20 protein-coding genes and 2 pseudogenes are annotated in these 25,777 nt (G+C 67.4%); 10 read left to right on the top strand and 12 right to left on the bottom strand.

All coding sequences use genetic code 11. The features are described from left to right. Nucleotides 1-38 precede the first annotated feature (38 nt). A pseudogene (locus tag M6G08_RS25220) lies at nt 39-852 on the bottom strand (IS3 family transposase); the annotation flags it as partial. A gap of 205 nt (nt 853-1,057) precedes the next feature. On the opposite strand from M6G08_RS25220, the gene M6G08_RS25215 reads away from it, so the two are divergent. After that, the gene (locus M6G08_RS25215) at nt 1,058-1,840 is read left to right on the top strand and encodes a transposase family protein (RefSeq protein WP_272589433.1); all 783 of its coding nucleotides are present in this window, start codon (nt 1,058-1,060) and stop codon (nt 1,838-1,840) included. A 118-nt stretch (nt 1,841-1,958) separates the two neighbouring features. Here M6G08_RS25215 and M6G08_RS25210 read toward each other — a convergent pair whose 3' ends face one another. Then, on the bottom strand, nt 1,959-2,174 hold the full coding sequence (locus M6G08_RS25210) for a hypothetical protein (protein ID WP_272589432.1): 216 nt from the start codon (nt 2,172-2,174) through the stop codon (nt 1,959-1,961). Between the two features lie 91 nt (nt 2,175-2,265). On the opposite strand from M6G08_RS25210, the gene M6G08_RS25205 reads away from it, so the two are divergent. Further along, entirely contained in the window at nt 2,266-3,357 is a 1,092-nt protein-coding gene (locus tag M6G08_RS25205) for an IS630 family transposase (RefSeq protein WP_272589431.1), read from the top strand. Between the two features lie 4 nt (nt 3,358-3,361). Here the strand turns inward: M6G08_RS25205 and M6G08_RS25200 are convergent, their stop codons facing one another. Continuing rightward, complete coding sequence (locus M6G08_RS25200) at nt 3,362-4,219, bottom strand: nucleotidyltransferase domain-containing protein (protein WP_272589430.1); 858 nt, start codon at nt 4,217-4,219, stop codon at nt 3,362-3,364. 456 nt (nt 4,220-4,675) lie between these two features. Here M6G08_RS25200 and M6G08_RS25195 point away from each other — a divergent pair, with 456 nt between their 5' ends. The 3 genes from M6G08_RS25195 to M6G08_RS25185 all read left to right on the top strand — a co-directional run bounded on the left by M6G08_RS25195 (nt 4,676) and on the right by M6G08_RS25185 (nt 7,218). Next, nucleotides 4,676-5,635, top strand: coding sequence for an SEC-C metal-binding domain-containing protein (locus tag M6G08_RS25195; RefSeq protein WP_272589429.1), 960 nt, complete (start codon nt 4,676-4,678; stop codon nt 5,633-5,635). A 178-nt stretch (nt 5,636-5,813) separates the two neighbouring features. Then, complete coding sequence (locus M6G08_RS25190) at nt 5,814-6,170, top strand: hypothetical protein (RefSeq protein ID WP_272589428.1); 357 nt, start codon at nt 5,814-5,816, stop codon at nt 6,168-6,170. A 142-nt stretch (nt 6,171-6,312) separates the two neighbouring features. Further along, complete coding sequence (locus M6G08_RS25185; protein WP_272589427.1) at nt 6,313-7,218, top strand: hypothetical protein; 906 nt, start codon at nt 6,313-6,315, stop codon at nt 7,216-7,218. Between the two features lie 670 nt (nt 7,219-7,888). Here M6G08_RS25185 and M6G08_RS25180 read toward each other — a convergent pair. From M6G08_RS25180 to M6G08_RS25145, 7 genes and pseudogenes are all read right to left on the bottom strand, one after another. Next, on the bottom strand, nt 7,889-8,407 hold the full coding sequence (locus M6G08_RS25180) for a hypothetical protein (RefSeq protein WP_272589426.1): 519 nt from the start codon (nt 8,405-8,407) through the stop codon (nt 7,889-7,891). A gap of 68 nt (nt 8,408-8,475) precedes the next feature. Continuing rightward, on the bottom strand, nt 8,476-8,985 hold the full coding sequence (locus M6G08_RS25175) for a hypothetical protein (protein ID WP_272589425.1): 510 nt from the start codon (nt 8,983-8,985) through the stop codon (nt 8,476-8,478). 280 nt (nt 8,986-9,265) lie between these two features. Next, the gene (locus M6G08_RS25170; RefSeq protein ID WP_272589424.1) at nt 9,266-10,111 is read right to left on the bottom strand and encodes a hypothetical protein; all 846 of its coding nucleotides are present in this window, start codon (nt 10,109-10,111) and stop codon (nt 9,266-9,268) included. A gap of 138 nt (nt 10,112-10,249) precedes the next feature. Next, a protein-coding gene (locus M6G08_RS36055) for an IS630 family transposase (protein WP_443048936.1) occupies nt 10,250-11,334 on the bottom strand; the annotation gives its coding sequence in 2 pieces (ribosomal slippage) (nt 10,250-10,887 and nt 10,887-11,334; 1,086 coding nt in all). Between the two features lie 55 nt (nt 11,335-11,389). Beyond that, nucleotides 11,390-12,246, bottom strand: a protein-coding gene (locus M6G08_RS25155; protein WP_272589422.1) for an IS5 family transposase whose coding sequence is annotated in 2 segments (ribosomal slippage) — nt 11,390-11,878 and nt 11,881-12,246 — 855 coding nt in all. Because the reading frame shifts where the segments join, the coding sequence is not laid out codon by codon here. A 385-nt stretch (nt 12,247-12,631) separates the two neighbouring features. Next, nucleotides 12,632-13,000, bottom strand: coding sequence for an RHS repeat-associated core domain-containing protein (locus M6G08_RS25150; protein WP_272589421.1), 369 nt, complete (start codon nt 12,998-13,000; stop codon nt 12,632-12,634). 851 nt (nt 13,001-13,851) lie between these two features. Then, nucleotides 13,852-16,804: pseudogene (locus M6G08_RS25145) on the bottom strand (RHS repeat-associated core domain-containing protein). 619 nt (nt 16,805-17,423) lie between these two features. Here M6G08_RS25145 and M6G08_RS25140 point away from each other — a divergent pair. The 5 genes from M6G08_RS25140 (at nt 17,424) to M6G08_RS25120 (ending at nt 23,027) form a co-directional block, all read left to right on the top strand. Then, entirely contained in the window at nt 17,424-18,983 is a 1,560-nt protein-coding gene (locus M6G08_RS25140) for a PH domain-containing protein (protein WP_272589420.1), read from the top strand. A 104-nt stretch (nt 18,984-19,087) separates the two neighbouring features. Then, the gene (locus M6G08_RS25135) at nt 19,088-19,456 is read left to right on the top strand and encodes a hypothetical protein (RefSeq protein WP_272589419.1); all 369 of its coding nucleotides are present in this window, start codon (nt 19,088-19,090) and stop codon (nt 19,454-19,456) included. A 3-nt stretch (nt 19,457-19,459) separates the two neighbouring features. Then, nucleotides 19,460-19,702 carry a hypothetical protein gene (locus M6G08_RS25130; RefSeq protein ID WP_272589418.1) on the top strand — a complete coding sequence of 81 codons (243 nt, stop codon included), beginning with the start codon at nt 19,460-19,462 and terminating at the stop codon, nt 19,700-19,702. A gap of 294 nt (nt 19,703-19,996) precedes the next feature. Then, nucleotides 19,997-22,684: a DNRLRE domain-containing protein gene (locus M6G08_RS25125; RefSeq protein WP_272589417.1), complete on the top strand. Its 2,688-nt coding sequence runs from the start codon at nt 19,997-19,999 to the stop codon at nt 22,682-22,684. 13 nt (nt 22,685-22,697) lie between these two features. After that, on the top strand, nt 22,698-23,027 hold the full coding sequence (locus M6G08_RS25120) for a hypothetical protein (protein WP_272589416.1): 330 nt from the start codon (nt 22,698-22,700) through the stop codon (nt 23,025-23,027). 649 nt (nt 23,028-23,676) lie between these two features. On the opposite strand, the gene M6G08_RS25115 is transcribed toward M6G08_RS25120, so the two are convergent. Next, nucleotides 23,677-24,723 carry a methyltransferase gene (locus M6G08_RS25115; RefSeq protein WP_383147286.1) on the bottom strand — a complete coding sequence of 349 codons (1,047 nt, stop codon included), beginning with the start codon at nt 24,721-24,723 and terminating at the stop codon, nt 23,677-23,679. Between the two features lie 78 nt (nt 24,724-24,801). Further along, the gene (locus tag M6G08_RS25110) at nt 24,802-25,662 is read right to left on the bottom strand and encodes a helix-turn-helix domain-containing protein (protein ID WP_272589415.1); all 861 of its coding nucleotides are present in this window, start codon (nt 25,660-25,662) and stop codon (nt 24,802-24,804) included. Nucleotides 25,663-25,777 lie beyond the last annotated feature (115 nt).

Below are 25,777 nucleotides of genomic sequence, written 5' to 3'. Positions count from 1 at the left end.
GGAAACGGGCCTTGACCCGGAATCTTGGACACGGGGTATGCGGCTTGTGCCAGCGTAGTTGGTGTGAGTTGGAGGGCGTCCTCGAAGGCGATCGGTGATCGTTGTGCGAGGCGGGAGTGTCGGCGGCGGGTGTTGTAGCGGTGGAGCCATCGGAAGGCGTCGAGGCGGGCCTCGCGCTCGTTGGGCCAGCTCTTCCGTCCTTGCAGGGTCTCGCGTTTGAAGGTGGCGTTGAAGGACTCGGCGAGTGCGTTGTCGGCGCTGGGCCCGACCGCGCTCATGTTTCGCCGAGCCCCTGCTGACCTGCAGGCTTGGGCGAATGCCCTGCTCGTGTACTGGGCTCCGTGGGCGGTATGCATGACCGCCCACGGTGAGGCTGCCGCGGGTTTGTTCGGCGGCGGCCAGGGCGTCGGTGACGAGGTCGGTGCGCATGTGGTCCGCGATCGCCCAGCCGGCCAGGCGGCGTGAGGCGAGGTCGATCACGGTGGCCAGGTAGAGGAACTTCCTGGCGTCCATGGGGAGATAGGTGATGTCACCGACGTACTTCGTGTTCGGCTTGCGTGCCGTGAAGTCGCGGCCGATCAGGTCCGGGGCCGTCGCCGCGGCCGGGTCCGCGATCGTGGTGCGGTGCCTGCGGCGCAAGCGCACGCCTGCCAGGCCGATGATGCGCATCACGCGCGCGATCCGCTTGTGGTTGACGCGCTCGCCCGCCTCGCGGAGTTCAGTGGTGATCCCGGGGAGGCCGTGGGTGCCGTCCGACTCGCGGTGCGCGGCCCGTATCCGTGCGGCGAGAGCGGCGTCGGCCGCTTGCCGGGCGGCCCGGTCCGCGGCCGTGCGGCGCCGGTAGAACGAGCTCGTGCACGGTAAGCGGTGAGACGTCGGGCCTCTGATCGTCGATCATGGCCATGTGGTGGGGAACGCATCTCGTGCAGCGATCATCAGCGACCGGAGGATCACGGGCCTGTCGGCCGGCGTGATCGCTGAACTGGTCGCCGAGCTTGGCCCGTTGTGGCACGAACGGCACCAGGCCGAGCTTGCGTCCCGTCCGCGGAAGCGCGCTGTGGGCGCCGGAGCGAAGCACCGGTTGGTGTTCGTCGACCGGCTTCTGGCCACGCTCGTGCACCTCCGGCATGCCACCACGCACGACGTGCTCGCCTGCTGGTTCGGTGTCGACCGCTCCACCATCACTCGTGCCATCGGCGAGGTTCGACCCCTGCTCGCCGAGCGAGGGTGTACCGTCAGCCAGGGTGTGCGGCTGCGGACCCTGGCCGAGGTCATCGACCACCTCGGAACCAGTGAGAAGACCGGCATCATCGACGGCACCGAGATTCGGGTCCGCCGCCCGGCCGCCGGACACAAGGACCGCGACAAGTTCATCTCCGGCAAGAACAAGCAGAACGCGGTCAAGACCATGGTCGTCACGGACGGGGACGGCCGCCTGCTCTTCTGCAGCCCGATCAAGCCCGGCAGCTGCGCAGACATTACCCACGCCCGCCAGTCAGGGCTGGTCAGGCTCCTGGCCGACGGACCCGCGGTGGAGATCCTCGCCGACGCTGGCTACCAGGGCCTGGGCGCCCAGACCGGCGGCCGGGTGATCACACCACCACACCGCAAGTTCAAGAAGAACGCCCCCGACTGGTACGAGGAGATGTACGAGCGCCAGCGCAAGGCGCACTCATCACGGCGTATCCGTGTCGAGCACGGCATCGCCCATCTCAAGAACTGGCGGGCCCTGGCCCGCCACCTCGGCCGCCGCGAGCACATGAGCGACACCGTCCAAGCCATCGCCGGCCTGCTGTCCCACCAGCAGACAGCGGACCTGAACCTGACACGACAGATGTGACCACGGCCCAGACCGGAGTCCGTGACGTCTCACCGCTTACCGTGCACGAGCTCGTTACGTCTTCCACGGCACAGTCACGGCCGCAGCGATCCGGCTCTGGCTCCGCCCCTGAGCGGGCTCACTCCTTCTGAGTCGACGCCCGGGAAAACAGCAGCAGCGCGACAAACAAGACCACGGGATAGACGCCCGCGCTCCACGGTTGCGGCACGATATTCCAGGCGGCAACCGCCACAACTGCAAGCAGAACCCAGCTCACGACCAGCCACGGACGCTTAGCCAGCGTCCCACCCACGAAGGCCCAACGGCTTCGGGAACTATCCCCCATCGATCCCATGACCAGACCCTAGCCCCCGCGGGGAGCAACCATCCAAGATCCGCCGGACAGTGCCTAGTGACCTGAGTCGGAGATCTATCGTTGGTTGGGTATGAGTCGTCCGGGTCCGAAGATTCCGCCGTTGTCGGTGACCGATGCCCAGCGGGCGGTGCTGGAGGGCTGGGTGCGGCGTCGTTCGACGGCCCAGGCTCTGGCTCAGCGGTCGCGGATCGTGCTGGAGTGTCCCGAGGGGCACTCGATCATGGAGGTGTCCCGGCGTCTGCAGATTGCTCCGGACACGGTCCGCACCTGGCGACGCCGCTTCCTCGAACGGGGCCTGGACGGCTTGTGTGACGACCCGCGGCCCGGTGTCCCGCGAAAGATCACCGACGCGGACGTCGAGCGGGTCATCGTCAAGACGCTGGAGGAGAAGCCGAAGAACGCCACCCACTGGTCGACGAGGTCGATGGCGGCGGCCACGGGAATGTCGCAGTCGACCATCTCGAGGATCTGGCGGGCGTTCGCCCTGGCCCCGCACCGCTCGCAGACGTTCAAGCTGTCCACCGACCCCTTGTTCATCGACAAGGTCCGCGATGTCGTCGGCCTCTACCTCGATCCGCCGGAGAAGGCCCTGGTGCTCTGCGTGGACGAGAAGTCGCAGATCCAGGTTCTCGACCGCTCTCAGCCGGTGTTGCCGATGATGCCCGGCGTTCCTGAACGCCGCAGCCACGACTACGTCCGCGCCGGCACCACCACCCTGTTCGCCGCCCTGGAAGTGGCGACCGGCAAGGTCATCGGCTCGCTTCATCGCCGCCACCGGGCCGCGGAGTTCAAGAAGTTTCTCGCCAAACTCGACAAGGAAGTACCGGCCGGCCTTCAGGTGCATCTGATCCTGGACAACTACGCGACCCACAAGACACCCGGCATCAAGAAGTGGCTGCTGGCGCATCCACGGTTCCACCTGCACTTCACACCAACCAGCGCGTCCTGGCTGAACCTGGTGGAGCGGTGGTTCGCTGAGCTGACCCAGAAGAAACTCAAGCGCGGCGTCCACCGCTCCGTCCAGGCCCTCGAACGCGACATCAGGTCCTGGCTCGCCGACTGGAACGAACATCCCAGGCCCTTCGTCTGGACGAAGACCGCCGACGAGATCCTCGACAAAGTCGCCGCCTACTGCCGACGAATCTCTGACTCAGATCACTAGCGGGTCAGGGGCCTGGCAGAGCGCTGCGGTCGGTGACTGTGATGTGCACGGCGTGCAGAGGCTGGGCTCGGGTGGGTCGGACGACTTCGATCCACTCCGTGACGTCTTCGAGGAGGTAGGTGAGCCGGCCGTGGCACTTCCAGCCGAGGCCGATCCCGAGTACAGGGCTCGGGGCGGTGTGGTGGCTGTGCAGGGGTTCACCGTGGAGGTGTACGGCATGCATGTCGCAGCCGTGTGTTTCGGCGTGTGCAAGGGCTGCGGCCGCGGCTCTGCGCAGAGGGCTGATCGCGGTCCAGCGCGTGAGGGCGCGCTGGGCCAGCGGGTGTGCGGGGTCGCAAGGGGTGAGCTCCAGCTGGTTTATGGTCACCGCACCTGTGTCGACCATGGCGGCAAGGTCGGCACGGACCGGGAGTGGAATCCACCGGTCGAGGCCGTCGAAGGCGGCGATCATATGGTCGCGTGGGGCTCGGCCGGCCGATGGATCGGGGGTAAGGGCAGCCAGGCGTTCGCGTGCCGCATCAACGGGCTCACCAGCGCGCCACAGGAGAGTCAGAGCGATGCCTTCTTTTTCCAGGTACTTTCGCTGCCGCAGTTGGAGCTGGATGCCGCGCGACCGTCCTTTCAGCGCACGCTTCATCGGGGCCGACGGGTCGCGCCCGTATGACAGAGCATGGACGAACTCGGCGGTCAGTCGATCGTCTGTACGGTGCTCGACAACGACATCGACATCGGACGGTTCCAGTGCCCCGCGGGCATAAGAACCGAAGACATACACCTCGTCGACCAGGTCGAGAGGCCAGCTTCCGGCTTGCAGGCGGTCGAGCATTTCTGTCAGCAACTGCGTTGCACGCGCGCGTTTCAAAGCGCCCCCCCCATGAGGCAACTGGCAGCGAAACTTCGACTGTAGGGGGTCACAGCGGCACACAGGAGGCATTGGACCGTCCTGCCTCCGGCAGGACGGCCGTGTGCGGCATCCCTTGAGTTCCGCAGTCACCGGTCAGTGGCGGCTGGCCTCCTTCGTCTGACGGCTACGGCCTGCTGCCCGGGCCCCCGCGAGACGGCATGAACAGGCGTCCTGTGGGTCCGCAGGCGGTTGCTGGATGAGACGCTTCAGGACTCGCCGGGTTGTCTGGCCGCGCGAAGCAGCAACCGGGCATGCCGGATGCGGGAGAATCCTCGTCAGCCAGCCGGACGCGGTCGCTGCCGGGCATGATGATGATTGGCTTGTTGGAGGGGCGGCACGCCGAGCGTGTGCCGCTTTCACGGGGGGAGAAGGATGAGGCGTACTCCGCAGAGCACAGTCGAGTTGCCGCGTCGCATGAAGCACCTGTCGGTCGACCGTCGCGGCTATCCAGTGATTGCCACGGTCGACCGCAGTCCGCAGGAGGTGAACTTCGGGTCGATCAACGAGCGGCGCAAGCTGGCTCTGGCCACGTTCGACTGGTGCGCCGTATGCGGTATGCCCTTCGCGGACGAGTTGCGCTGGCAGATGGTGTTCCAGGAAGGACCACTCCCGACCGCGATCGCTGGGGAGGCACCGGTGCACGAGGTGTGCGCGCTGTATGCGGCTCAGGTGTGTCCTTACCTGTTCTCGCCTCAGTCCCGTCTCGGGGACGAGTTCCGCAAGGGATCGGTGCGGGACGCCGTCGTGCGGTTTGTGGGCTTCGAGTCCACCAGGGCAGTGATCGCTCATGAGTCGGGCCTGCAGCCGGGCGTCTACACCCTGCACTTCGAACACCAGGGTCAGGCAGACGAGTTCTCCTACCACTCCCCTGATGAGCTTCGGGACCGGTTCGCCAAGACCCTGGCCAGCGAACAGGATCTGCCCGTGAGCGACGCGGAGGGAGTACTGATCCGCCTGTTCAACCGCCTCGACGACGAAGGTGAGGGAGACGTTGTCACCGGGGCGGCGCTGATCGCCGGTGCTGCTTTCGCCAAGGACATCTTCAAGGTGCAGGGTATGAAAGCCTTCGCCAGCAAGGAGTACCCGACCGTTGCGGGGTTGCTGCTGAAGGGTAGTGACCAGGAGATCCTCGAATTCTGCCGCAGCGCGCAGGACGAGGCATTCGGCGCGGTGGGCCCTTGGGTTGTCGAGCGGGCCGGTGCCCTTCCCTTGCCGCTTCAGCGGTGGCGAAAGCGCGGCGCGTCCATGGTGCGCCGCAGCGCTCCTCAACGACCGACGGGCCCTGGACGCAGCGTGGCCAAGAATGCCGCATGTCCGTGCGGCTCCGGACGCAAAGCACGACGGTGCCACCCCGCTGGCTTCCCCGTCAGTTGACCGCCACAAGCGCAGCCTGCAGCAACCACCGCACGACACATTTGACCGGCTTGCGCACAAGGTCACACCTGAGACCTTACGAAATGCGGGACAGTTGCGGCACGCCCGGGCGGGCGAGCCTGCGTGTCCCCCATATCAGGTGCGGCGTTAGGCGCAGCAACTGAGGAGAGGAGTGCGTGTGTCGTACGGATATGGTGGCGGCCCTGACTGGCCGATGATTCAGGCACGACGTCGCGCCGAGCAGGAGGCGAACTCCGCCCGCGGCGAGGCTGTCGGCCACCGGGCTGCCGCTGGCAGGTGGGAGGCGGCCTTCGAGACCCTGGCCGACCAGGTGCGCAAGGCCGTGGAACGGATCGGTGCAGAACACAGGGACGGTGGTCAGTGTGGCTGCCCGTCGTGCTGGGAGGCGCTCATCGACCGGCTCGCCAAACAGGCTCAGGGAAGCGAACGCCGGCCCAGTGGGACCACCGCCGACACTGCAACGTTTTCGCTCTCCGACCTGTTCGGCGGTGCGGGGACACAGCATCGTCCGTGAAGGAAGGCGGGGGGGCAGCCTGCGACCTCTCCAGGTCGGCCGCCTCCCCGCCCGGCGGACTGTCTCCCCCAAGCTTCATCACACAGTGGATGCGAGCGAAACCCCGGGCGCTTGATGGCCCAGTGGTCCTATCGTCTCGGCCATGGAACCAGAACAGTTGAAAAGTTCATCTCAACGATGGATGAATGCCGCACTTGCGGCCTTTGCCGAGGGCCCCGAGAGCTACGACTTCGCCGTTCACCACGCTGGAGTCGCGACAGAGCACCTGCTCAAGGCTTACCTCGCCGGGATCCACCCAGCTCTGATTGTCGATGGTCGGCATTTCGACTCGTTGCTTCATGCCACGGGCTTGGGCTCCCGTGCGGCTCCACTGTCCAAGATCAAGACCATCGGTCTGGCCGACGCCCACGAGCGGGTACTCAAACTTCTTCCCAGGAAGATCCAAATCGACAAGAAGGCTCTGGAACCGCTGGCGGACGCCCGCAACGGAGTCGCTCACAGTGCGATACACGACTCGTCACAAGCCGAAGTGGTGTTCACCATCTGCCTGCGCCTGGCCGACCCCGTCCTGGAAGAGCTGAAGGTCGATCCGGCCAGCTACTGGGGACCTTATCGGGTTCTTCACGACAAGCTGGTCGATGAGCAAGTACGACAGGAACGCGTCGCTGCAGAAGCTCTGCTCGTCAAGGCCCGCTCACTGTTCGAACAGCGTTTCGGGCACATGCCGCGCAAAGAGCGCGATGTGGTCCTGGCCACGATCACCAGCAAGTCGATGATCATGATGAGCCGGGAGGCACCGAAAACGTGCCCAGCCTGCGGAGCTCAGGGCTGGGTGGCTGGTGAGGTGAATGTCCAAGGCTTCCCTGGCCAGGAAGGGGTGTACCTCATCCCTTACGGGTTCCGCTGCGCAGCATGCGACCTCGAAGTGGACGGCAAACTGCTCCCTCACTTGGGCGACCTGGACGAGGACATCCTCCTGGACGACGATCCCTACGACTACCTGGGGGACAAACCGCCAGTGGACGAAGAGACGTACGGGGGCCGATGAGCCACCTCGTCTGACGGCACTTCGCAGGTTCTGTGCTCCGTAGTCATCAGTCGGCCACAGTCCGACGGCGCGCATGAGTCACCAGTCGTTGAGGCCTGAGCGGAGAGAAGCCGGTCGCCTCACTCCGCGTGCGTCCGCAGCTGAGGGCGAGCAGCAGTAGCCGGCGGGCGACCTCCAGGCGGCCCAGGCCACCGCGGTCAAGGCGGCGCTCGGAGCCTGCACCCTGGCATACGAGCCCTCCTTCACCGCCACTCCCCTGGCAGCCGCGCTGCGGGCGCGGCAGGGCAGAGGCCTCCCGCACAGTGCTGCAGGGTGGCCGCTACGGTTTTGGAAAGCACAGATGCCCTGATCGCCGAAGCCCATCCAAGCCCGACGTTGGTGCCGCGCGAGGGTTTGAAGGAATAAGACGTCATCCTGCTACCGGCCGCCCCGGAGACAGTGGTCTTCGTGCACATTTCCACCCTGACACCGCCGCACTGCATCAAGATCAGCGCTCCTCTGCTCTGCTTCACCACCGGCGTGACGCCCGTACTTCCCGTCCTGCTGCGGGAAGACGCTGACGGCCGCATCGCGGCCACCGACTTCACCAAAACGTTCACGGACGTCCTGGTTACAAACCTGCCGGACAGCTCCGACGCGTTGAGGGTGAAGGACGAGATCTCGCGGGAAGTCAGTTGTCACACCAAGCACTCATGCGGTCGGCGACCTGAGCGGTGTGGAGCGCAAGGGCGTCGCCGAGCGATCGTGCTGCATCTACTGGAAAGTAGGCGTCCAGGAGGCCGTAGAGCGGTGCGTCAAGGGACAGTCCCCCCTGTACGTCCCGCGTGGGACGGTAGTGCACCAGGGTGTTCCTGAACCCTCTGTGCGCCTGAAGGATGAGATCGCTCATCGGAGCATCGACGATGCCCTTCAGAAGCGCTCGGTCCGGCGGGCGGAGCCCAGATCCGTACTGGTTGTCGAGCTTGCGAAGGCTGGAGAGGACGTGATGAAGAGTGATGTAGCGCAGCTTGAACAGTGTTGTCGCCGAGGAAGGGTTGGTGTCGTCAGCGAGGAGGACGACAAGGGTGTTCAGCGCACATGTCATGGCAGTCAGGGAGGCCTTGATCTCCTCCCGGAGGGCGGGATCGAAGCTTCGTCGGTAGTGCTTCTCGGCACGCACCTTGCTCTCCGTGCGGTCCGTTGTCTGCATCGCGTCGAGGGCAGGCTGGTCCTGCCAGGGCAGGCCCTCTGCCGCCGCGCCGATGTACCTGCCCTGTTCTACAGCATGGCATGCAGCCTGGGACCGAGATCATCCGCGTTCTTGAAAACCTGCGGGGGGAACGCAAGGAAGAAGCTGGCTGTGTGAGAGGTCGAGAAAAGCCTGCCGCGAAAGCGCCACAGGACGAGATCCCTCTCCAGCGGCCGAGCCAGCGGCAACCACGTGTTGCCGAGGAACTCTTGACGATGTTCCTCGATGATGCGCCGGAAGTCGGCGCCGACATCATCAAGTTCCTTGTACTTGTCGTCGTAGTGCTTGACCGATTGCCGAGCGCGCTCGATGGCGGGCGCACAGTCGTAGGCGAGGGCGTCCGCGAGGTCGGGAGCGACCTGACGAAGTGCCCGGTAGGACTCGTGGATGATCAGGCACATGTAGTTGTGCATGCAGAAGACCGGGACGACAGCCTGGGCGGGGGCGACCGTGACGCTGTGGGCGAAGCGTCGCAGGAACATGATGTCCTCGGCAATCAGGGCCAGGGCGATGTCGTCGCCGGGGGCTGTTGTCGTCATGGCTCTGCTCTCTCCGGGTGCTCGGGGCGGTGTCGCCTCCTGTCGTACGGAACCGGTCCCAATCTGATGTCAACGAGGGGCCGGGCAGGTGCTGACGGCATGGTGTCAGCAGTCGGCGCCGGGCACATCAGGTTTTGGCTCCGCAGACCAGCGCGGTGCCGGAAGACACGTACCGCCGGGCGGCGAACGACCGCAGAGCTGGGACCGGCGGTGGCGATGGCCTCTGGGAGCGGACCTGTCGACAGCCAGCGGCACACCCTGCGGTCCTCCGACTCGCCGTTCATTGGTGTCCCGTCATCTCCTGCAGTGGTGGCGCACTGTGCTGTTGACGATCATGACGGTGTGACGGGGCCACGCCCGGGGCAGGCGGGGTCACAGCCGACTCAGGGAGAGCGGGCCGGCCTTCGAGGTGGGCCCGGTAGGCGGCGGAGAGGTCCTCCAGGTCCTTGCGGCGCGCACGGTGCAGGTCGATGGGTTCCTGCAGGCTGGTGTCGAGCAGCTGCACCCCGCCGTGGAAGGCGTGGAAGCCGATCGACTCCCACAAGGCGGCGATCTTAGCCTTGGCGGTGGCGCGGTCGGCGTCACTCACCTCGTCCCGGTTGTCGGGCCATTCGGCCATACCGGGCTCAGCCGCGACCGCGCAGCAGCCACCGGACAGGCGGCGGATGGCCTCGGCGGCGAACACCGGGCCCAAGCCGAAGCCGCGCCAGTGACGGGCCAGGAGCACGCGGTCCAGGATGAGCAGATCCCCCACCGGACAGTCGATGGTCTCCTGGAAAGCGTCGGAATACTCGCCGTCGTCAAAGACGGTGGCCGCGATGCTCTCCAGGTCTCCCGACTGGGCGTCCGCGACCATCCAGCGATCCGCACCGGTGTAGTCACGCAGCCGCCAAAGACGCAGCCAGCCGGCCTCGCTACCGTTGTCGATGAGCTGCTGGCACGCGTCGGTGCAGCCGCCGCCAGCGCATTCCTCCTCCTCATCGTGGTAGGCGCGGATGGAGACCCGCCAGTGCTCGAGGGTGTCCTCGTCCTCGTAGGGCACAGCAGGGTGCACGTGGCTGTAGACCAGCCGCAGTTGGGCCGGCTCACCGGGAAGTTCGCTGGCTGGTCGGCACGCAAGACTCATGAGGGTAGAGGTTAGCCGTCGCCACTGACAGTTGGTCCGCCGTCGTCGGCTGTGGCCTGGGCGCGGATCGCAGCGCACGGAACGACGTCACCGGTCGCGTGACCCTACTGCTGAGACAGCGGGTCGGCCTAAAAGGTCCTACTGACCTTTCCGTTGAGTTGTCGTGTTGAGTGTGAGACCGGTTTCGGCGAGGCAACCCTCGATGAGGTCGGTGCGTCGTTGGATGCGGCGCAGGCCACTGCGGACAGCTTGGACAAGGTGGTCGCGATCGCGGAAGACGACGTTGGCGGTAGTGCTGCGCCGGAGCAACGACCAGATGCCCTCGACCGGATTGAGGTCGGGTGCATAGCTGGGCAGCTGGACGATGGTGAGCCAGTCATGCTCTGCCGCGTACTCACGTAATCGGCTGCAGCGATGAACATTCAGGTTGTCCCAGATCACCAGGATGGGACCGCCGAGCTGGAGGTGGGCCCGCACGAGAAGATCACGGTAGTCCTGCCAGGTGAAGCCGCGATGGGCCCCTTGGTGATGGCCCTGGACGCGAGGACGGTAGATCAGACGGCTGCGTTCGCCGGCCTTGAAGCACACCAGTGCGGCCATCGTGATGCGGCCGCGGGAAGCGCCGTTGAATCGAACCACGGGTGTGCTCCCCCTGGGTGCCCAGGTGCGTGCACGGTGCGACGTCATCGAGACAGCGGCTTCGTCCTCGAAGACCAGCCATGCCCCGAGCGCCGCCGCGGTGGCTTTGCCCGGGGCCAGATCTCCTTCACCCAGCCGGACACCGCCGCAGCGTCCCGTTCGACCGCCCGCCGGGCAGGCTGCTGACAGGACCAGCCGTGCCGCCGCAACAACTCCCACACTCCGCGGATCGACAACGACACTCCCAACTGGTCGGCAATCAGCAGCCGCACCCGCGAGAGCGTCCACCGCTCATCCGCCCAGCCCTGAGCCATCGCGCCTTCCAGCAACAGCGGCTCGAGCACGGCGAAGTCACTGTGGCCGAGCTTCGGCCGCTTGGCCGGGCTCGACGGGCGCAGGGCCTGTCGCCCTCCCTCGCGCCAGGAGCGGCGCCACCGTTCCACCGACCGGACGCTGACCCGCAGTTCTTTCGCGATCACCGTGTTCTTCTCACCCCGCACAAAGCCATCGGCAGCCAGCATGCGCACCCGCTCCCGCGCGGCCTGGCCCTGCGGAGTGAGACCACCACCCTGCGCATATCTCATGGCCACGGCACCGCAAGGATCTAGCGATGTCAGCCCCGACAACTGAGCGGAAAGGTCAGTAACAAAGGCGTTGGACGTGGCGGTGGGTGATCAGGCAGACGGCGAGGTCGAGGAATGCTTCGTGGATGTCGTCGCGTCGTTCCCAGCGGATGCGCAGGCGGCGGAAGCCGTGGAGCCAGGCGATCGTGCGCTCGACGACGTAGCGGAAGATGCCCAGGCCGGTGCCGTGCGGCTCGCCCCGTCTCGCGATCACGGGGCGGATGCCGCGCTGCCGGAGCAGGCGGCGGTACTTGTCGTGGTCGTAGCCGCGGTCGGCCAGTAGTGCGTCGGGGCGTCGGCGGGGTCTGCCGACCCGGCCCGCGACGGCGGGAATCTTGTCGAGCAGCGGCTCGAGCTGGGTGACATCGTTGCGGTTGCCGCCGGTCGGCGACACCGCGAGCGGGATGCCCTGTCCGTCGACGATGAGGTGGTGCTTGCTGCCCGGCCGTGCGCGGCCGACCGGGCTGGGCCCGCTTTTGGGCCCCTGCGTGCGGCCCGCACGTGCGAGGAGTCGATCACCGCCCGCTCCCAGTCCAGCCGGCCCTTCGACCGCAGCTCGTTCAGCATCAGCTGGTGGAGCCGGTCCCAGACGCCGGCCTCGTTCCAGGCCGCCAGGCGCCGCCAGCAGGTCATGCCCGAGCCGAAGCCGAGCTCCTGGGGCAGGTACTCCCACTGGATGCCGGTGTGCAGGACGAAAAGGATCCCGCACAGGGCCTGGCGGCCCGGCACCCGCGGTCTGCCCTCGGCCTTCTTCGGACCCGGCTTCGGCAGCAACGGCTCGACCAGCGACCACAGTTCATCCGACACGACCCACGGCCGCGACTGACGGTTTCCCACACCCAGACATACGGGCAGAGAGGCCGAGAGTCTCATGATCAGCAGCTTTTGTTAGAGCCAGTAAGGCGCTCGGCCATGATCTTCGGCCGAGCGCCTCCGTGTTCACTCCCCGCTCAAGGACGCCGTCCACCTGCAGCACGCAGGGTCACACCTCACGGATCGGGAGTCAGAACTTGCCCTTACGGCCGGCGAGTACGGCAAAGACTGCCAGGAGCACTCCACATGCCACGGCGATCGCCCCGAGCACCATCGGAACGGCGTCACCGGTCGCGACTCCCGCGATACATCCACTCAAACCTCCCACCATCAGAATGATGGAAAAGATCCGCACAGCGCGTACAGCGTCCGTCATCGGGGCGTCGCTCGCTGTCATTCGTACGTCACTCCCCTGTAGATGGTCTGGTTGGCGTCTGATTGAACGTCATCCGTAGGTGATGATGTCGGCTCCGTAGTAGCCCGCGACGCCTCCCAACGCACAACTGCCGACCACGGCGGCACCGGCGCCAACCGCGCTGCCAACTCCGGCACCAACCACTCCTCCGACCGCAGCGGCGTACTGGATGGTTCCGGTTGATGCGGCTGCACCGACGCCCGACACGCAACCAGACACGACGCCGAAGATTTCACCACCGGTGTCCAGAATGTCCGAGAAGCTGAACAAGCCGGTGGGGTCGGTCCGGTTGACCGGGTCGCCGGCGGCGTAGAAGTAGGGGTTGGTTTCCTGGCCGGAGGGGTCGGGCTGGGTGAAGCGGCCGAAGTGGGGTCGCAGTAGCGGTGGCCCATCTTGCACAGGCCCGTCGGGTCGACGTACGCACCCGCGTAGCGGTGGGGCTGGGGGACGTTCTCGGTGGTGGTGCCTCGGGGCGTGCCCGTCGGACCGTAGGCGTAGGTGTGCGTCCGCTTGCCGGTGTCGTCGACGAGGCCGAGGACGTTGCCGGTGGCGTCGGTGAGGTAGTAGTAGGACTTCCCCCCCCAGTCGTCATGGAGTTCAGCGTGCCCGAAGGCTCGCGGATGAATCCGATGTCGACACCGTTCGTGGTCGTGGACGCGAGACCCAGTGCGGTGTGGTGGAACCACGTCGAGCCGAGCTTGGTGCGCTCGTAGTTGCTGGTGCCGGCGTGGACCAGGTCGTAGGTCTTGCCGCCCGCGGTGACGCCGGCGAGCTGGCTGTAGTCGGTCCGGGATTCGCCCGTGCGGGGGGCGTTGCCAGCTGCGCCGGTTTCGTTGCCGAGTTTTTCGTAGGACCAGCCGGTGGTGGAGCCGTTCTTGCCGGTCAGCTCGGAGACATCGTTGTAGATATAGGTGGTGCCGCCGGGGCAGGTGTTCTTGCTGCCGTCCTGGCTGGTGAGGTTGTGCGCCTAACGCAGCGTCAGCCCCGTCCACATGGGTGGGCGGGGCTGATCGCCAAGTGTGGTCGAGGGACGTCCACCTTCGCAGTCGCTCGTGCTATTGAGCGGGCGAGTGGGCGCTAAGGGCTACGAGCGGTTGCGACGGGCCATGCTGATTAACACCCAGACTACGACCAGTGCGATGATCGCAACGATCGCCCAAGTGGCCACTCCGCCTAGGCCCTTATAGCCCAAGGCGATGCCGTCTGCTGCTGTCTCCACTGGGAAGCCTCCTCAGCTAGTTGGAACTGTTTCAACTGGTCGCGCTGCTGTACAAGCGATTGACTCCTTCACCCACTGCCATACCGCCGACAGCGCAGGGAGCGGCACCCGCTCCTCCGGTGAAGTAGGTGCACCCTGCTGTGAAAGCCTTGTCGGCCGCGAAACTAAGTGCGGTACCTGCCGCCTCTTTGTACTGCCCGCTCGAAACCTGGCTTGCAAATTGCCCGACCGCCACGATGTCGCTGGCAACGCCAACCTTCTTCATCGCGCTGCTTGCGAAACTTATCAGCGACAACCCGCTGGGGTCCGTGTTGTTGATCGGATCGCCGCCCGCGTACATGTACGCGTTCTTCTCCTGGCCGGAGGGGTCGGGCTGGGTGAAGCGGCCGAGAGTGGGGTCGTAGTAGCGGTGGCCCATCTTGTACAGGCCCGTCGGGTCGACGTACGCACCCGCGTAGCGGTACGGCTGGGGGACGGCCTCGGTCGGCGTGGTGCGGGGAAGGCCGGTGGGGCCGTAGGCGTAGGTGTGGGTGCGCTTGCCGGTGTCGTCGGCGAGGCCGAAGACGTTGCCGGTGGCGTCGGTGAGGTAGTAGTAGGACTTCCCCCCAGTCGTCATGGAGTTCAAGGTGCCCGCCGGTTCGCGGATGAATCCGGTGTCGACGCCGTTCGTGGTGGTGGAGGCGAGTCCGAGGGCGGTGTGGTGGAACCAGGTGGAGCCGAGTTTGGTGCGTTCGGCGTTGGTGGTGCCGGCGTGGACCAGGTCGTAGGTCTTGCCACCGGTGGTGATGCCGGACAGCTGGCTGTAGTCCGTGCAGGACTCGCCCGTGCGGGGTGTGTTGCCGGCTGCGGCGGTTTCGTTGCCGCGCTTGTCGTAGGACCAGCCGGTGGTGGAGCCGTTCTTGCCGGTCAGCTCGGAGGCGTCGTTGTAGGTGTAGGTGGTGGCGCCGGGGCAGGTGTTCTTGCTGCCGTCTCGGCTGGTGAGGTTGCCGGCCTTGTCCCAGCAGTACAGCCACGACGCCTTGCGCGCACCCGCCGCGTCGGCCTCGAGAGCGTAGGAGAGGCGGTCCTGGGAGTCGTAGGTGTAGCTGGTCTTGAGCTTGGTGAGGTTGTCGGTGCGGGAGCGGATCTTGGTGGTGTCCTTGCCCGCGCTCGCGTAGCTGTAGGAGAGGTCGACGAAGGTCTGCGTGCCCGAGGTGGTCTTGATCCGCTCGGGGCGGCCGTTGTCGTCGATGGTCAGGGGTCTGGGTGGTGCCGCCGGGGTAGACCGTCTTGGTGCGCTTGTCGTTGTTGTTGTAGTCAAAGTCGGTCTTCTTGCCGTCCGGCGCGGTGAGGTGGTCGAGGCGGCCGGCCTTGTCCCAGGTGTAGTCCGTGGTGCCGGTCGGGTCGGTGTAGAAGTCGACGTCCCCGCCGGGGGTATAGGCGAGCGCGGTCTGGGCGCCGTTCTGCAGGGTACGGACGCTTTCGCGGTTGAGCTTGTCGTAGTCCCACTTCGTAGTGCCCGAGGCGTCCGTGCGGGACTTGACGTTGCCGTCGCCGTCGTAGGAGTAGGTGACGGTGAAGTTCGTCGAGGAGACTTCGCGGACGCGGTCGCGGGAGTCGTAGCCGTAGACGGTGGTGATGCCGCGGCCGTCCTTGACCGTCTCGACCCGGCCCAGCGCGTCGTAGGTGTAGGTCGTCTCCCCCAGCGGCGCCGGCGGCTTCACCTTGATCAGGTTGCCCTGGTCGTCGTAGGTGAAGGAGGTGACCTTGCCGTTGCCGTCCTTGGCCGTGCAGCGCTGGCCCTCGAAACCGCCGCAGGTCGGGGTGTCCTTGTTGTAGGTGTACTCCCGGTTCGCGCCGGCGGTGCCGGATGTGGTGACCGACAGGGTGTTGCCGTTGGTGTCGTACTTGAAGGTGTCCTTGCGGCCGTTGGCTCCGGTCATGCCGCTGGGCAGGTCGGTGCCGGCGATCGTCTGGTAGGCGCTCACCGAGGCCGTCGCGCCCATCGGCAGCTTCTGGGAAACGGGGTTGTTGCGGTCGTCCCAGCCATAGGTGGTGGTGTTGCCGCCGGTGCCGTCGCTGCCGGTACCCATCGCGTCGACAGCAGTCTGGGTCAGGTGATTCTTGTAGGTGGCGTGACGGGAATGGCCGAGCGGGTCGGTGACCTTGGTGACCTCACCGTCAGCGTTGTGGACGTACTTGGTGGCATCGCCGTCGGGGTCGGTGACCGTCGTCGTGCCCGCATCCGACGGGGTCGCAGCCGTGTAGTCGTAGCGCCAGGTCGGGCCGGTGTGGCCGCTGCCCGACGGGCCGGTGGCGCGTTGCATGGACGTGACGCGGTTGTGGCTGTCGTAGGTGAAGAGGGTGACGGTGCCTTCGGGGGTGGTCACCTTCGTCAGGCGGCGGGAGGAGTCGTACTCGTAGGCGGCGGCCTTGCCGGCGGTGTCCGTCACCTTGGTGAGGTTTCCGGCCGCGTCGAGGTCGAGGACGGCGGTGCGGCCGGTGTGGTCCTTGGCCTGCCACTGGTTCGGGTAGGTCTTGACCAGGTCGATCCAGTGGCCCGTGCGGGTCTCGGTGAGTTTGTAGCCCTTGTGCTCGCTGCCTTCGTCGTGCTGGTCGACGGTGATCGTGCCGTCGTTCTTGTCGGTGACCTTGGTCAGGGTGCCGTGCTCGTTGTAGGTGTCCTTGGTGCCGGACTTGCGGTCGGTGAGGGTGTAGGTGCCGTCCGCGTTCCTCTTCAGGTCCTTCGAGTAGCCCGTCGGCGCCTGGTAGGTGCCGTCCGCGTTGGCGGTGAAGCGCAGCAGGTTCCCGGTGGCATCGAAGACGTCCACCTCGCCGTCGCCGACCTGGAGGTAGCGTTCGTAGGCCTGCCACCAGCGCTGCGACACCTTCCCCCACGGGGCCTCGAGGGAGTTGTAGGTGCGGGTCAGCTGCAGCTTCTGACCGACGCCGGCGATGTCGAAGTCGGTCGCGGCGAGCACCAGGTTGCCGATGGAGACGTTCACCCGCGCCACCAGGGCGTCGTTCAGGCGGGTGTCGAGGATCCGGTGCCAGGGCTGCGGTCAGAGCCGGGCAGGGCACGCATCATTGACCTCGATGAGCGCGTCGCCGGGTAGACGAACAGTGTGCCCGCGCACCCTCGTCGCCGGACGTGCCGCACACCAGGCCCTGCGGCACGTCCGGCAGCCGCTTCCACCGGTCGCGGTGCGAGTCGCAGACGTAGCCGGCCCTCTCGGGAAGCTGGAGGTTGTCCCTCCACCACATGATCGATTGACTCTGGCCAGTCAACCAACTCGGCTTTGTACCTCGGCGCACGTGGGCTCACGGGGCTGCTCGAGTGGACGGCTGGGTTTGTTCCCAGGTGGCGCTCTGTAGCGATCGCGCTTCGCGAACCGCTGGGCGGTACGCCCGGGTGGTTCGGACCAGCTCCGCAGGCCTGCTATGAGTCGGGCATCGCGGCACGTGACCAGTAGGCCGTACTTTGGTAGGGCCCGCGTCACCTCCCGGGGCTTTGGGCCGTTCTCTCACCACACGTCCTCGGTCCACCCCCGGCAGCCTCAAGGACCGGAACACTGCCGGGTGCCGTTCAAGCGTCGGTGGTGGCATCGGTGGCACGCTGCACGCATGACTGCTGGCGAGGAAGTGATCTGCCGTCCCCCGCGTACCCGGCCCTTGTGGGTGTTCGTCGGGCTGGGCGCGGCCGGTGCTGTCCTGGCTGCGGGACGCCTGGTGTACTCGGGCGAGTTCGTGGACTGGTGGGTGGGCGGCGGACTGCTGGCCGCTGTGGTGGGTGTCGCGTTCCTCCACGCTGTCACCCTGGAGGTGAGAGCGGATGCGTACGGCGTGCACACCGGCTCGCGGCTGCGCCGCCGCAGAAGCGTGTCGTGGCGCGACATCGCCGATCTGCGCGTCCACATCCAGTACGGGCGGCACGGGGAGGAGTACTTCCGCGTCGGCATGGTGGGGCGCAATGGCCGCACCCGACGGCTTCCCCTGCCGCTGTCCGTATCCCGGCAGGACCGGGCGGACTTCGAGGCGACGCTGGACGCGTTGCGGACGCTTCACCGTCGGCACGGGGAGCCGGAGTCTGACCATCTCGCTGTGATCTCCAAGCGCACCAGCGGGCGCGGGGTCGCTGTGCCGTTGGTCCTGTGCGTGCTGTTGCTCGCGGGCGCGGGGCTGGCTGCGTGGTTCGTGCCCGTCACCGGGGCGACGAAGGAGGCGTGGACGTCGGCCGTCCCGTGTCACGCTGGGACGGCGTCCACCGAGAGTCGAGAGTGCCTGACCACCGAGGACGCCGTGATCGCGTGGACCGAGGTGGGCGGGGCGAAGCAGCCTAGCCGGCTGTACTTCGCCAGCGGCCGGCCCGTGGACCGGATCACGGTTTCCCGCGAGGGAGCTCAGGGATTTCGAGCCGGTGACCGCGTCGAACTCACCTGGTGGCGCGGTCAGGTGAGGGTGGTCGCGGGCAACCGACACGTCTGGCGCGAGCACTTCACCAGCGCCGGTTCGGTGGCCGTCATCGCGGCTACGCTCGCCCTCGTCGCCGGCTGGCCGGCCGCCCGGCTCCTGGTGCACCGGCGCGGGCGGCGGCTTGCCGACGACGAGGTGCTGCCGTCGGTGCTGCCGTTCCTCGGCGCTCTGGGCGCCACGGCCCTGTGGCTGCTGCCGCTCTGCTACCTCCACCCCCTGGGGCCGCCGGCCTCCACCGGTTTCCTCGTCTGGGCGGCTGCGGGGACGCTCGCCACGTCGGGCCTGTTCGTCCTGGCCTGGCGCGCGACCCGGGTCCGAACACCCCTCGAAGCGGCATCCGGGGCCTCGCCTCGGGAGCCCGCTGCCGCAGACGTGTTCCTCGCCGCCCGCTTCCTGGAGAGCACCGACTACAACCCGAACCACTTCGGCACCCACATCGTGCTCGGCGACAACCCGCCGGCGGTCGTTCCGCACCCCGGCCCGGGACGGTTCGCGGCGCGACCGATCCCGGTGCAGCGGCTCACGCTCCAGGGCGTACGGCGACTGCGCGGCGGCGACGGCGAAGCCGTTCCCCGCAGCTGGCACGTCGCCGAACTCGACGACGCGGGCGAACCGGTCCGCCTCGCCGCCGCCCCCGCCGACCTGATCCGCATCATCCGGGCACTGAACGCCACACGAGCATCCCAGAAAACCACGCTTACCGAGGCCTGACGAGAACTACGCTAAGGGAAACCGGACACCCGGGGGGTACGGGTCGCATCGCTGCGTGGGGCAGAGACGGCGCGTCTGGTCCTCTCCGACCTCGATCTGCCGGGGTGCCTGTCGCCAAAACCCTGCACCTGAACCAACTTCGCCTGGAGGGCACCTGCACCTTCGACAAGAGCCCGCCCGTAGTGCACTGGCGACACTGGCCACCCGCGCGGTTCACCGAGCGCCGCGTCCTGACCGAAGAACTCCACCGGCGTGCCAGCCAGCCCGAAGCGATGCGAGGCTGGAACTACACCGTCCAGTCCACCGAGTGGATCATCGCGCAGGGCATCCTCCACGTGACCAACGCCGTCGCCCAGGGCGCCGACATCGTCCTCATCGACCGCGCCGCCCATGACGCCGTCGCCTACTTCGAGGCCGCGATGGCGTTCCGGGCCGAGACGCCGCCCCGGCTCTCGAACGCGAACGCCTTCTGACCCTTGCTTGCCTCCACGCAGCTGCCCAAGTACGACCTGCTCTTCGCGGCCGTGCTCGACGAGACCGTGCCCGTCGGCACCGGTCACGACTACGACGCCGGATTCCGGCGCCTCGTCGACGACCGCGTGCACATTCCCCTCGCCTCATGGAGCGGCGCCCCGCTGCGGCTTCCGCTCCCGCACAACGAGTGGGTGCGGCGCGATCGTGGGCAATGCGGCCGCCGGCGGTGGGCTGCGGCGTCCTGATCGTCATGGCCACCAGCGCGTGTTGCCACAGCTTCACAGCCCCGGCCTGACTCCGGGGAGCACTGCGGCACCGAGAGCCACGTCCCGCATCGCTGCAAGTCGTCGTTTGTCACGGTCTGTTGTCGGGCGGCCCAGTGTCACTCAGAGCGTTACATCTGTCCTACTCAACGCCTGAAGTGGGCATTTTTGTAGGACATGTGTTTCTATTACACCACTCAAAGATCATTTGCAGCTCGATCCGCCGGGGGGAACAACATCGGCGGGCCGCGTGCTGCGACCATGGAAAGTACACACATGAGAACCACCTGGCATGCCGCCGGCATAGCCATGCTGACCGCCACAGCCGTGCTCCTGGCCACGCCGAACGTCGCCGTCGCAGCCGGCGGAACCAGCCCTGCGGACGCGGAGGCGGAGCGTGCCGTCTCTGGGCTGCTGGAGGCGGTCGACCAGCTCAGAACCCACCCGGTCAAGGAGGCCGAGAGCGTCGAAGCGGCACAGACCGCCGCACGGATGCAGGACCACCGGGTCGAGGTCCTGCAGATGCGCACGGAGACTGACACCGTATTCGCCAACTCCGACGGCACCCTTACCCGAGAGACATCCGTAGCGCCCGTCCGGATGCTCAAGGACGGACGCTGGACGGACGTCGACGTGGACCTTCGACGCGAGGCCGACGGTGACATCGTCGCCAAAGCCCATCCGCGGGGGCTTTCCCTCGCCGGAAAGGGCGGCGCCCTGGCGCCCTCGCTGCGCAGCGCCGCGGCGGCACCGCGGACGCAGGCCCGCGACCTGGTCACCCTGGGCAGCGGCGACCACAGGATCGCCGTCCAGTGGAAGGGCGGCCTGCCCGCCCCACGGCTGTCCGGCAACACCGCCACCTACGAGAACGCCGTTCCCGGCGGTGACCTGGTCGTCGAGGCCACCCGCACCGGTTTCGAGCAATTCCTCCAACTGCGGCGGGCCCCGCGCGGCGGCGCGCCCCTGGTGCTGCCGATCGTGCTGCCCGAGGGTATGACCGCCAAGTCCGGCACTGACGGCGGCGTCGACTTTGTGGACGACTCCGGCGAGACCGTCGCGACGATGCCGGCACCCACGATGTGGGACAGTCAGGTCGATCCGCGCTCCGGGGAGCACGTCAACCGCAAGCGGGTCGCCATGGACGTCACCCAGTCCGGCACCACCGTACAGCTCACCCTGCACCCGGGCGCCGACTGGCTCACCGCCCCCAGCACGCAGTACCCCGTCACGGTCGACCCGGCGACGGAGGCCCTCGACGTCCTCTTCGACACCTTCGTGCAGGGCGGCGACACCACCGACCAATCCGCGAGCACCGACCTGAAGGTGGGCTGGCCCGGCGATCTCGAGGGCACCACCAAGCGCGTCGCGCGGTCCTTCCTGACCTTCCGCACCGCGAACTTCGCCGACGCACTGGTGTCCAAGGCGTCACTGAAACTGTGGAACTACCACTCCTGGTCCTGCGCAAAGCGCAGCTGGGAGGTGTGGGCGGCGGGGGCCGCCGACACCAACACCCGGTGGACCAAGCAACCGACGATGACGGAGAAGATCGCAACCTCCACCGAGACCAAGTCCGCGACCTGCAACAACGCGGGCTGGGTCACGGCCGACATCACCAAGCTCGCGCAGACTTGGTCCTCCGCCCAGGCGGAGACCGGATCCCTGGCGTTGAAGGCCGCCGACGAATCCGACCCGTACGGCTGGAAGCGGTTCTACTCCGCCAACGCCGTCAACGAGGACCAGATCCCCACCCTGGAAGTGACCTACAACTACCGCCCCTACAACGGGGTCAACCTCCAGGCCGGCCCACCCTTCATCTCCTCCGGCGGCATCTTCCGGGTGAACACCACCACGCCGGTCCTCCGCTTCTCCACCGTGGACACCAACGGCAAGGACGAGGTCACCGGCACCTACGAGATCACCGACACCGCGACCGGCAAGGTGGTCACCACCGTCAACGCCGTCCCGGTGCCGGCCAACAGCACCTCGCAGGTGAAGGTCCCCGCGGGCAAGCTCTTGTCGGGCCACACGTACAGCCTCCGGACCACCGCTTACGACGGCACTCACTACGCCAACGGCTGGTCCGACCCGGTCCGCTTCACTGTCGACACCGCGTGGAAGCCGACAGCAGCGGAGAACGCCCTCGGCCTGGCGAACACGTACTCCGACGCCGCCGACGTCACCGCCGCGACCTCGTCGGACTCCACCTACGCGTCCATCGCGGTCACCGAAGACAACGTGGTCTCCGTCCCCTGGGACGGCACGAACAACGCCATCGACATCCGCAACGACCTCATGCCCAACAAGCTGACCATCCCCGCGGCCGGCACCAAGGGTACCCAGGTCGGCGGCAACGTCGTCTACACGTCGACCGGCCCGGTCGAGACCGTCGTACAGCCCACCGTCGACGGCGGATCGCGCACGCTGAACATTCTGAAGAACGGCAGCGCGCCGCACGACTACGAGACCGGCTTCACCATGCCCGCGGGGATGAAGGCCGTCACGCACGACGATGGCTCGGTCTCGCTCTACGCAGCGGGTGACGAGAATGCCGGGAAAGCCCCCGCATCGAACACCGCCGGCTTCTTCGACGCCCCCTGGGCCAAGGACGCCGTCGGCAATGACGTGCCGACCAGCTACAAAGTCGTGGGCAACAAGCTCGTCCAGCACGTCGACTTCGACACAAGCAGCTCGTTCCCCATCGTGATCGACCCCTCTTGGTGGTCCACCACGAGGAAGATCGCCAAGTGCGCGCTGGCGGTGTCCGGCTTTATCTTCACCTTCACGCCCGCGGGCAGCTCCAAGCGCGTACTGACCGCCGTGAAGCTGGTGAAGAAGATCGGGGTCAAGAAAACCGCGAAACTCATCCAGACCTATGCCAAGCGCCGCAAGCTGACCTCGGCGCACCGCAAGGCCGTCGCGGCGCTGCTGGGCATTCCGGCCCTGAAGAAGGCCTGCAAGTTCTGATCATGGAGGACCAGTGATTGCGATAGCGGCGGTCCTCGCGGACATCGTCCTGATCCTGACGCACCGCGCACGCGCCTCGCCGGAGTCGGCGAAGTACACGCCGTGGCCCTACATGGCCGTGGGCCTGGCGGGATGCGCGGCAGGCTGGCTCGCCATCGGGCGGCCGGATACGGCCTGGGACGACCTGTTCCTGACGCTGATCTGCGGCGTGGTCGTCACCTCCGAGGCCGCACATGCGACACGGACCCTGTCCGGGCGGACGTGGGCGGGCTGGGCGACAGCCTTTGTGAGTGGAGCGGCAGCGGCCACCTGGCTCCTGCCGGACCCTCTGCCGTTCACCTGACACCCCGCCTCGGCCACTGGGCCAGGCAGGCCCCGCACCGGCGGCCGGCCCCGGTAAACCGGGGCCGGCCGCCGGTCTGCGTGGGGGCCAGGCCACAACGGATTCCCTCGTCTCCAACGGCCAGCGGGGCCGGACGCGCGCCAGGAATGCCGGAGCGGGCCGTACGTAGCGGGCGTCGGACGCGTTCCCCTGCCCCCTCCCGGGGCTGGCCGCTCTGCGCCACCCGATGCCCGAACCGGGCACCGTCGCCCCCGAAGCCCTGCTACGACGACGCCTGTGAACAGGTGACGGAGCAGCGCAGGCAGGACGCCTCGCGTCTGGAAACCGCTAGTGATGCCCTCAAGCCGGACCCACTTGTGCTGACGCTCGAGGGCCTGACGGCGCCAGTCCCACCAGCACGCGTCGGGCTTATCGGAGCTTCTCCACCTGGCCGCCGCATAGCCCGCCTGCTGGATGCCGCACCGCGGGGCCGACGGCCCTGGCGCGAACTCGGCTCTACTGCTCGTGCGGACGGCGGCACCCGGAACGTTGGCCCGCCGCCCTGCAGACGGCCACGGCCGTTTGCGGCACCACCGCCGCCGGTCCAGTGGGCGCCCGGGGGCCGTGTCCTGCAGGTCAGTCGGCCCCCTGCCCCGCTGGGTGCTCGTGGTCAGCAGGCCGTGGTCTCGATCAGGTAGAAGGGGGCCGCCTCCACCAGCGGCGTCGCCGACACGATGGACAGTCCCGCGCGGTGACACACCTCTTCGAAGTCCTTGCGGGTACGTTCCCTCCCGCCCAGGTTCACCAGCATGTTGAGGTCGCTGAGGTAAGTGATCCCGCCGTCTGCGGCGTGCGCGGCGGCACCGGAACCGACGACTTCGGGAAGCACCGGCTCCACGATCAGGACGTGGCCGCCGGGCGGTAGTACCTCGCGGCAGTGGCCGAGGATCGTGACCGCCTGATCGTCCGACCAGTCGTGCAGGACGCTCTTGATCAGGTATAGGTCCGAGCCGCCGGGCACGGAGCGGAAGAAGTCGCCCGCGGCCAGGGAGCAGCGGTCGGCCACTCCGTGCCGGTCAAGCGTCTTCGGTGCCTGGGCCAGGCCGTCCTTGGTGTCGTGGAGGACGCCCGTGAGCGCCGGGTGCGCGGCGAGTATGCCGGCCAGGACGCTTCCGTCGCCGCCGCCAATGTCGGTGACCGAAGTGAAGCGGCTGAAGTCGTAGGCGTGCGGCAGCACGGCGGCCGTCTCCTCGGAGGCCTGGCTCATCGCCGCGTTGAAGTCAGCGGACAGCTGGGGGTGTCGGCCGAGAAAGCTGAAGAAGTCGGTGCCGAAGACGGCGTCGAAGGCGATGCCGCCGGTGCGGACGCTGCTGTCCAGGCCGTCCCACGCCCGCACGATTGCCGGGTCGGTGAACATCCGGACGAACGAGACGAGCGAGTCGGGGCGGCTGGAATCGAGAAGGGCGCCGGCAGCAGTCACTGAGAACGTGTCGGGTTCGTGCTCCTCCATCAGGCCCAGGCCGGCGAGGGCGCGCAACAGCCTCGTCATGGGTTGGTACTCGGCTCCTGCATCGGCGGCTATCTCGCTGGCCGGCCGCCGGCCGTCGCCGATCAGGTCGAAGACTCCGAGCCGCAATGCGGCGCGCAAGGTCTGCGAGGCCATGCTGCCGAAGGCGAGTTGGACGATCAGACCTCGGTCGGCCGTGGCCTCTTGCATAGCAGCTGTGCTTATGGTGCTCACGGGATGGCTTCCTTCCTCGTCGGGATGGGTGGCTCTGGTGTTCGTGGGTGCGGGTCAGAGGTCGGCCAGGGCAGCGGGCGTGCACCCGGCGAAGGCGAGGACGTCGCGGTGGAGGTGGGACTGGTCGGTGTATCCGTGCGCCTGGGCGATGTCCGCGGCGTTGCCACCCGCGCGGAGGGATTGGGCGGCCTGGTCGAAGCGGACGAGCATGGCGGCGCGCTTGGGTGTGAGGCCGATCTGGGCATTGAACCGGGACCACAGCCGCTTGCGGCTCCACCCGCAGGACGCGGCGAGGTCGTTGACTCGTACCCGGCCCCCGTGCGCCACAATGGTGTCCCACACTCCGGCGACCTCGGGTGCCAGTGACGGGCCCTGGGGGGCCCGGCGGGTGAGGAACTCGCTGACCAGCGTGAAACGTTCCTGCCACGTGGTAGCGGCGGCCACTTGTTCACGGAGCTGCCGTTCCTGCCGCCCCCACAGGTCTTCCAGGCCGACGACCGCCCCTTTCAGTTCGTGCGGCGACACGCCCAGCAGCGCGTAGGCGACGCCGGGCGACAGGCACATCTCGATGCACTCGACGTACCGGCCGTGGATCTGTGTGGGACCGGGCGACAACGACGCGACTAGGCTGGGATGAGGGTTCGGGCTCGTCGAGGGTCGTTGCGCGATGCCGCCTTCGACCGTGAACGGGTCGTTCCCCAGGCCGATGACGACGACCACAGCAGGCTGGGGCAGCACCCGCAGGTCCAGTGCCTGGCCGACGCGATCCCGGAAGCCGACCATCCGGACACCGGGAACGTTAGGCGCGCCGCCGGGCCGCACTACTTCCCACCCGCTGTCGGCTGCACGGTCGCCCTCGGAACCATGGCCCGCGGCCACGGCTCCGGCCCCGGCATCCACTTCGTCGCTGCGCATGCCCCCCACCCTGACGGACCCGGGCCGCCCCGTCTTGGAAAAAAGTTCCGCGGGCCGACGCGCGGAGCCCCAAACGGCCACCAGGGGGCATCCTTCGGATCGACGGATCGTTGGG

It is taken from the genome of Streptomyces sp. M92, from assembly GCF_028473745.1.
Classification (GTDB): Bacteria; Actinomycetota; Actinomycetes; order Streptomycetales; family Streptomycetaceae; genus Streptomyces.
Note: the sequence above shows the minus strand (reverse complement) of the source record. Positions and strands in the feature narration are given on the sequence as shown.

Coding starts and splice junctions, on each gene's coding strand:
- M6G08_RS25210 (WP_272589432.1), bottom strand. CDS start 2,174: ATGGGATCGATGGGGGATAGTTCCCGAAGCCGTTGGGCCTTCGTGGGT.
- M6G08_RS25205 (WP_272589431.1), top strand. CDS start 2,266: ATGAGTCGTCCGGGTCCGAAGATTCCGCCGTTGTCGGTGACCGATGCC.
- M6G08_RS25195 (WP_272589429.1), top strand. CDS start 4,676: ATGAAGCACCTGTCGGTCGACCGTCGCGGCTATCCAGTGATTGCCACG.
- M6G08_RS25185 (WP_272589427.1), top strand. CDS start 6,313: ATGGAACCAGAACAGTTGAAAAGTTCATCTCAACGATGGATGAATGCC.
- M6G08_RS25180 (WP_272589426.1), bottom strand. CDS start 8,407: ATGCAGACAACGGACCGCACGGAGAGCAAGGTGCGTGCCGAGAAGCAC.
- M6G08_RS25175 (WP_272589425.1), bottom strand. CDS start 8,985: ATGACGACAACAGCCCCCGGCGACGACATCGCCCTGGCCCTGATTGCC.
- M6G08_RS25170 (WP_272589424.1), bottom strand. CDS start 10,111: ATGAGTCTTGCGTGCCGACCAGCCAGCGAACTTCCCGGTGAGCCGGCC.
- M6G08_RS25140 (WP_272589420.1), top strand. CDS start 17,424: ATGACTGCTGGCGAGGAAGTGATCTGCCGTCCCCCGCGTACCCGGCCC.
- M6G08_RS25125 (WP_272589417.1), top strand. CDS start 19,997: ATGAGAACCACCTGGCATGCCGCCGGCATAGCCATGCTGACCGCCACA.
- M6G08_RS25115 (WP_383147286.1), bottom strand. CDS start 24,723: ATGCAAGAGGCCACGGCCGACCGAGGTCTGATCGTCCAACTCGCCTTC.
- M6G08_RS25110 (WP_272589415.1), bottom strand. CDS start 25,662: ATGCGCAGCGACGAAGTGGATGCCGGGGCCGGAGCCGTGGCCGCGGGC.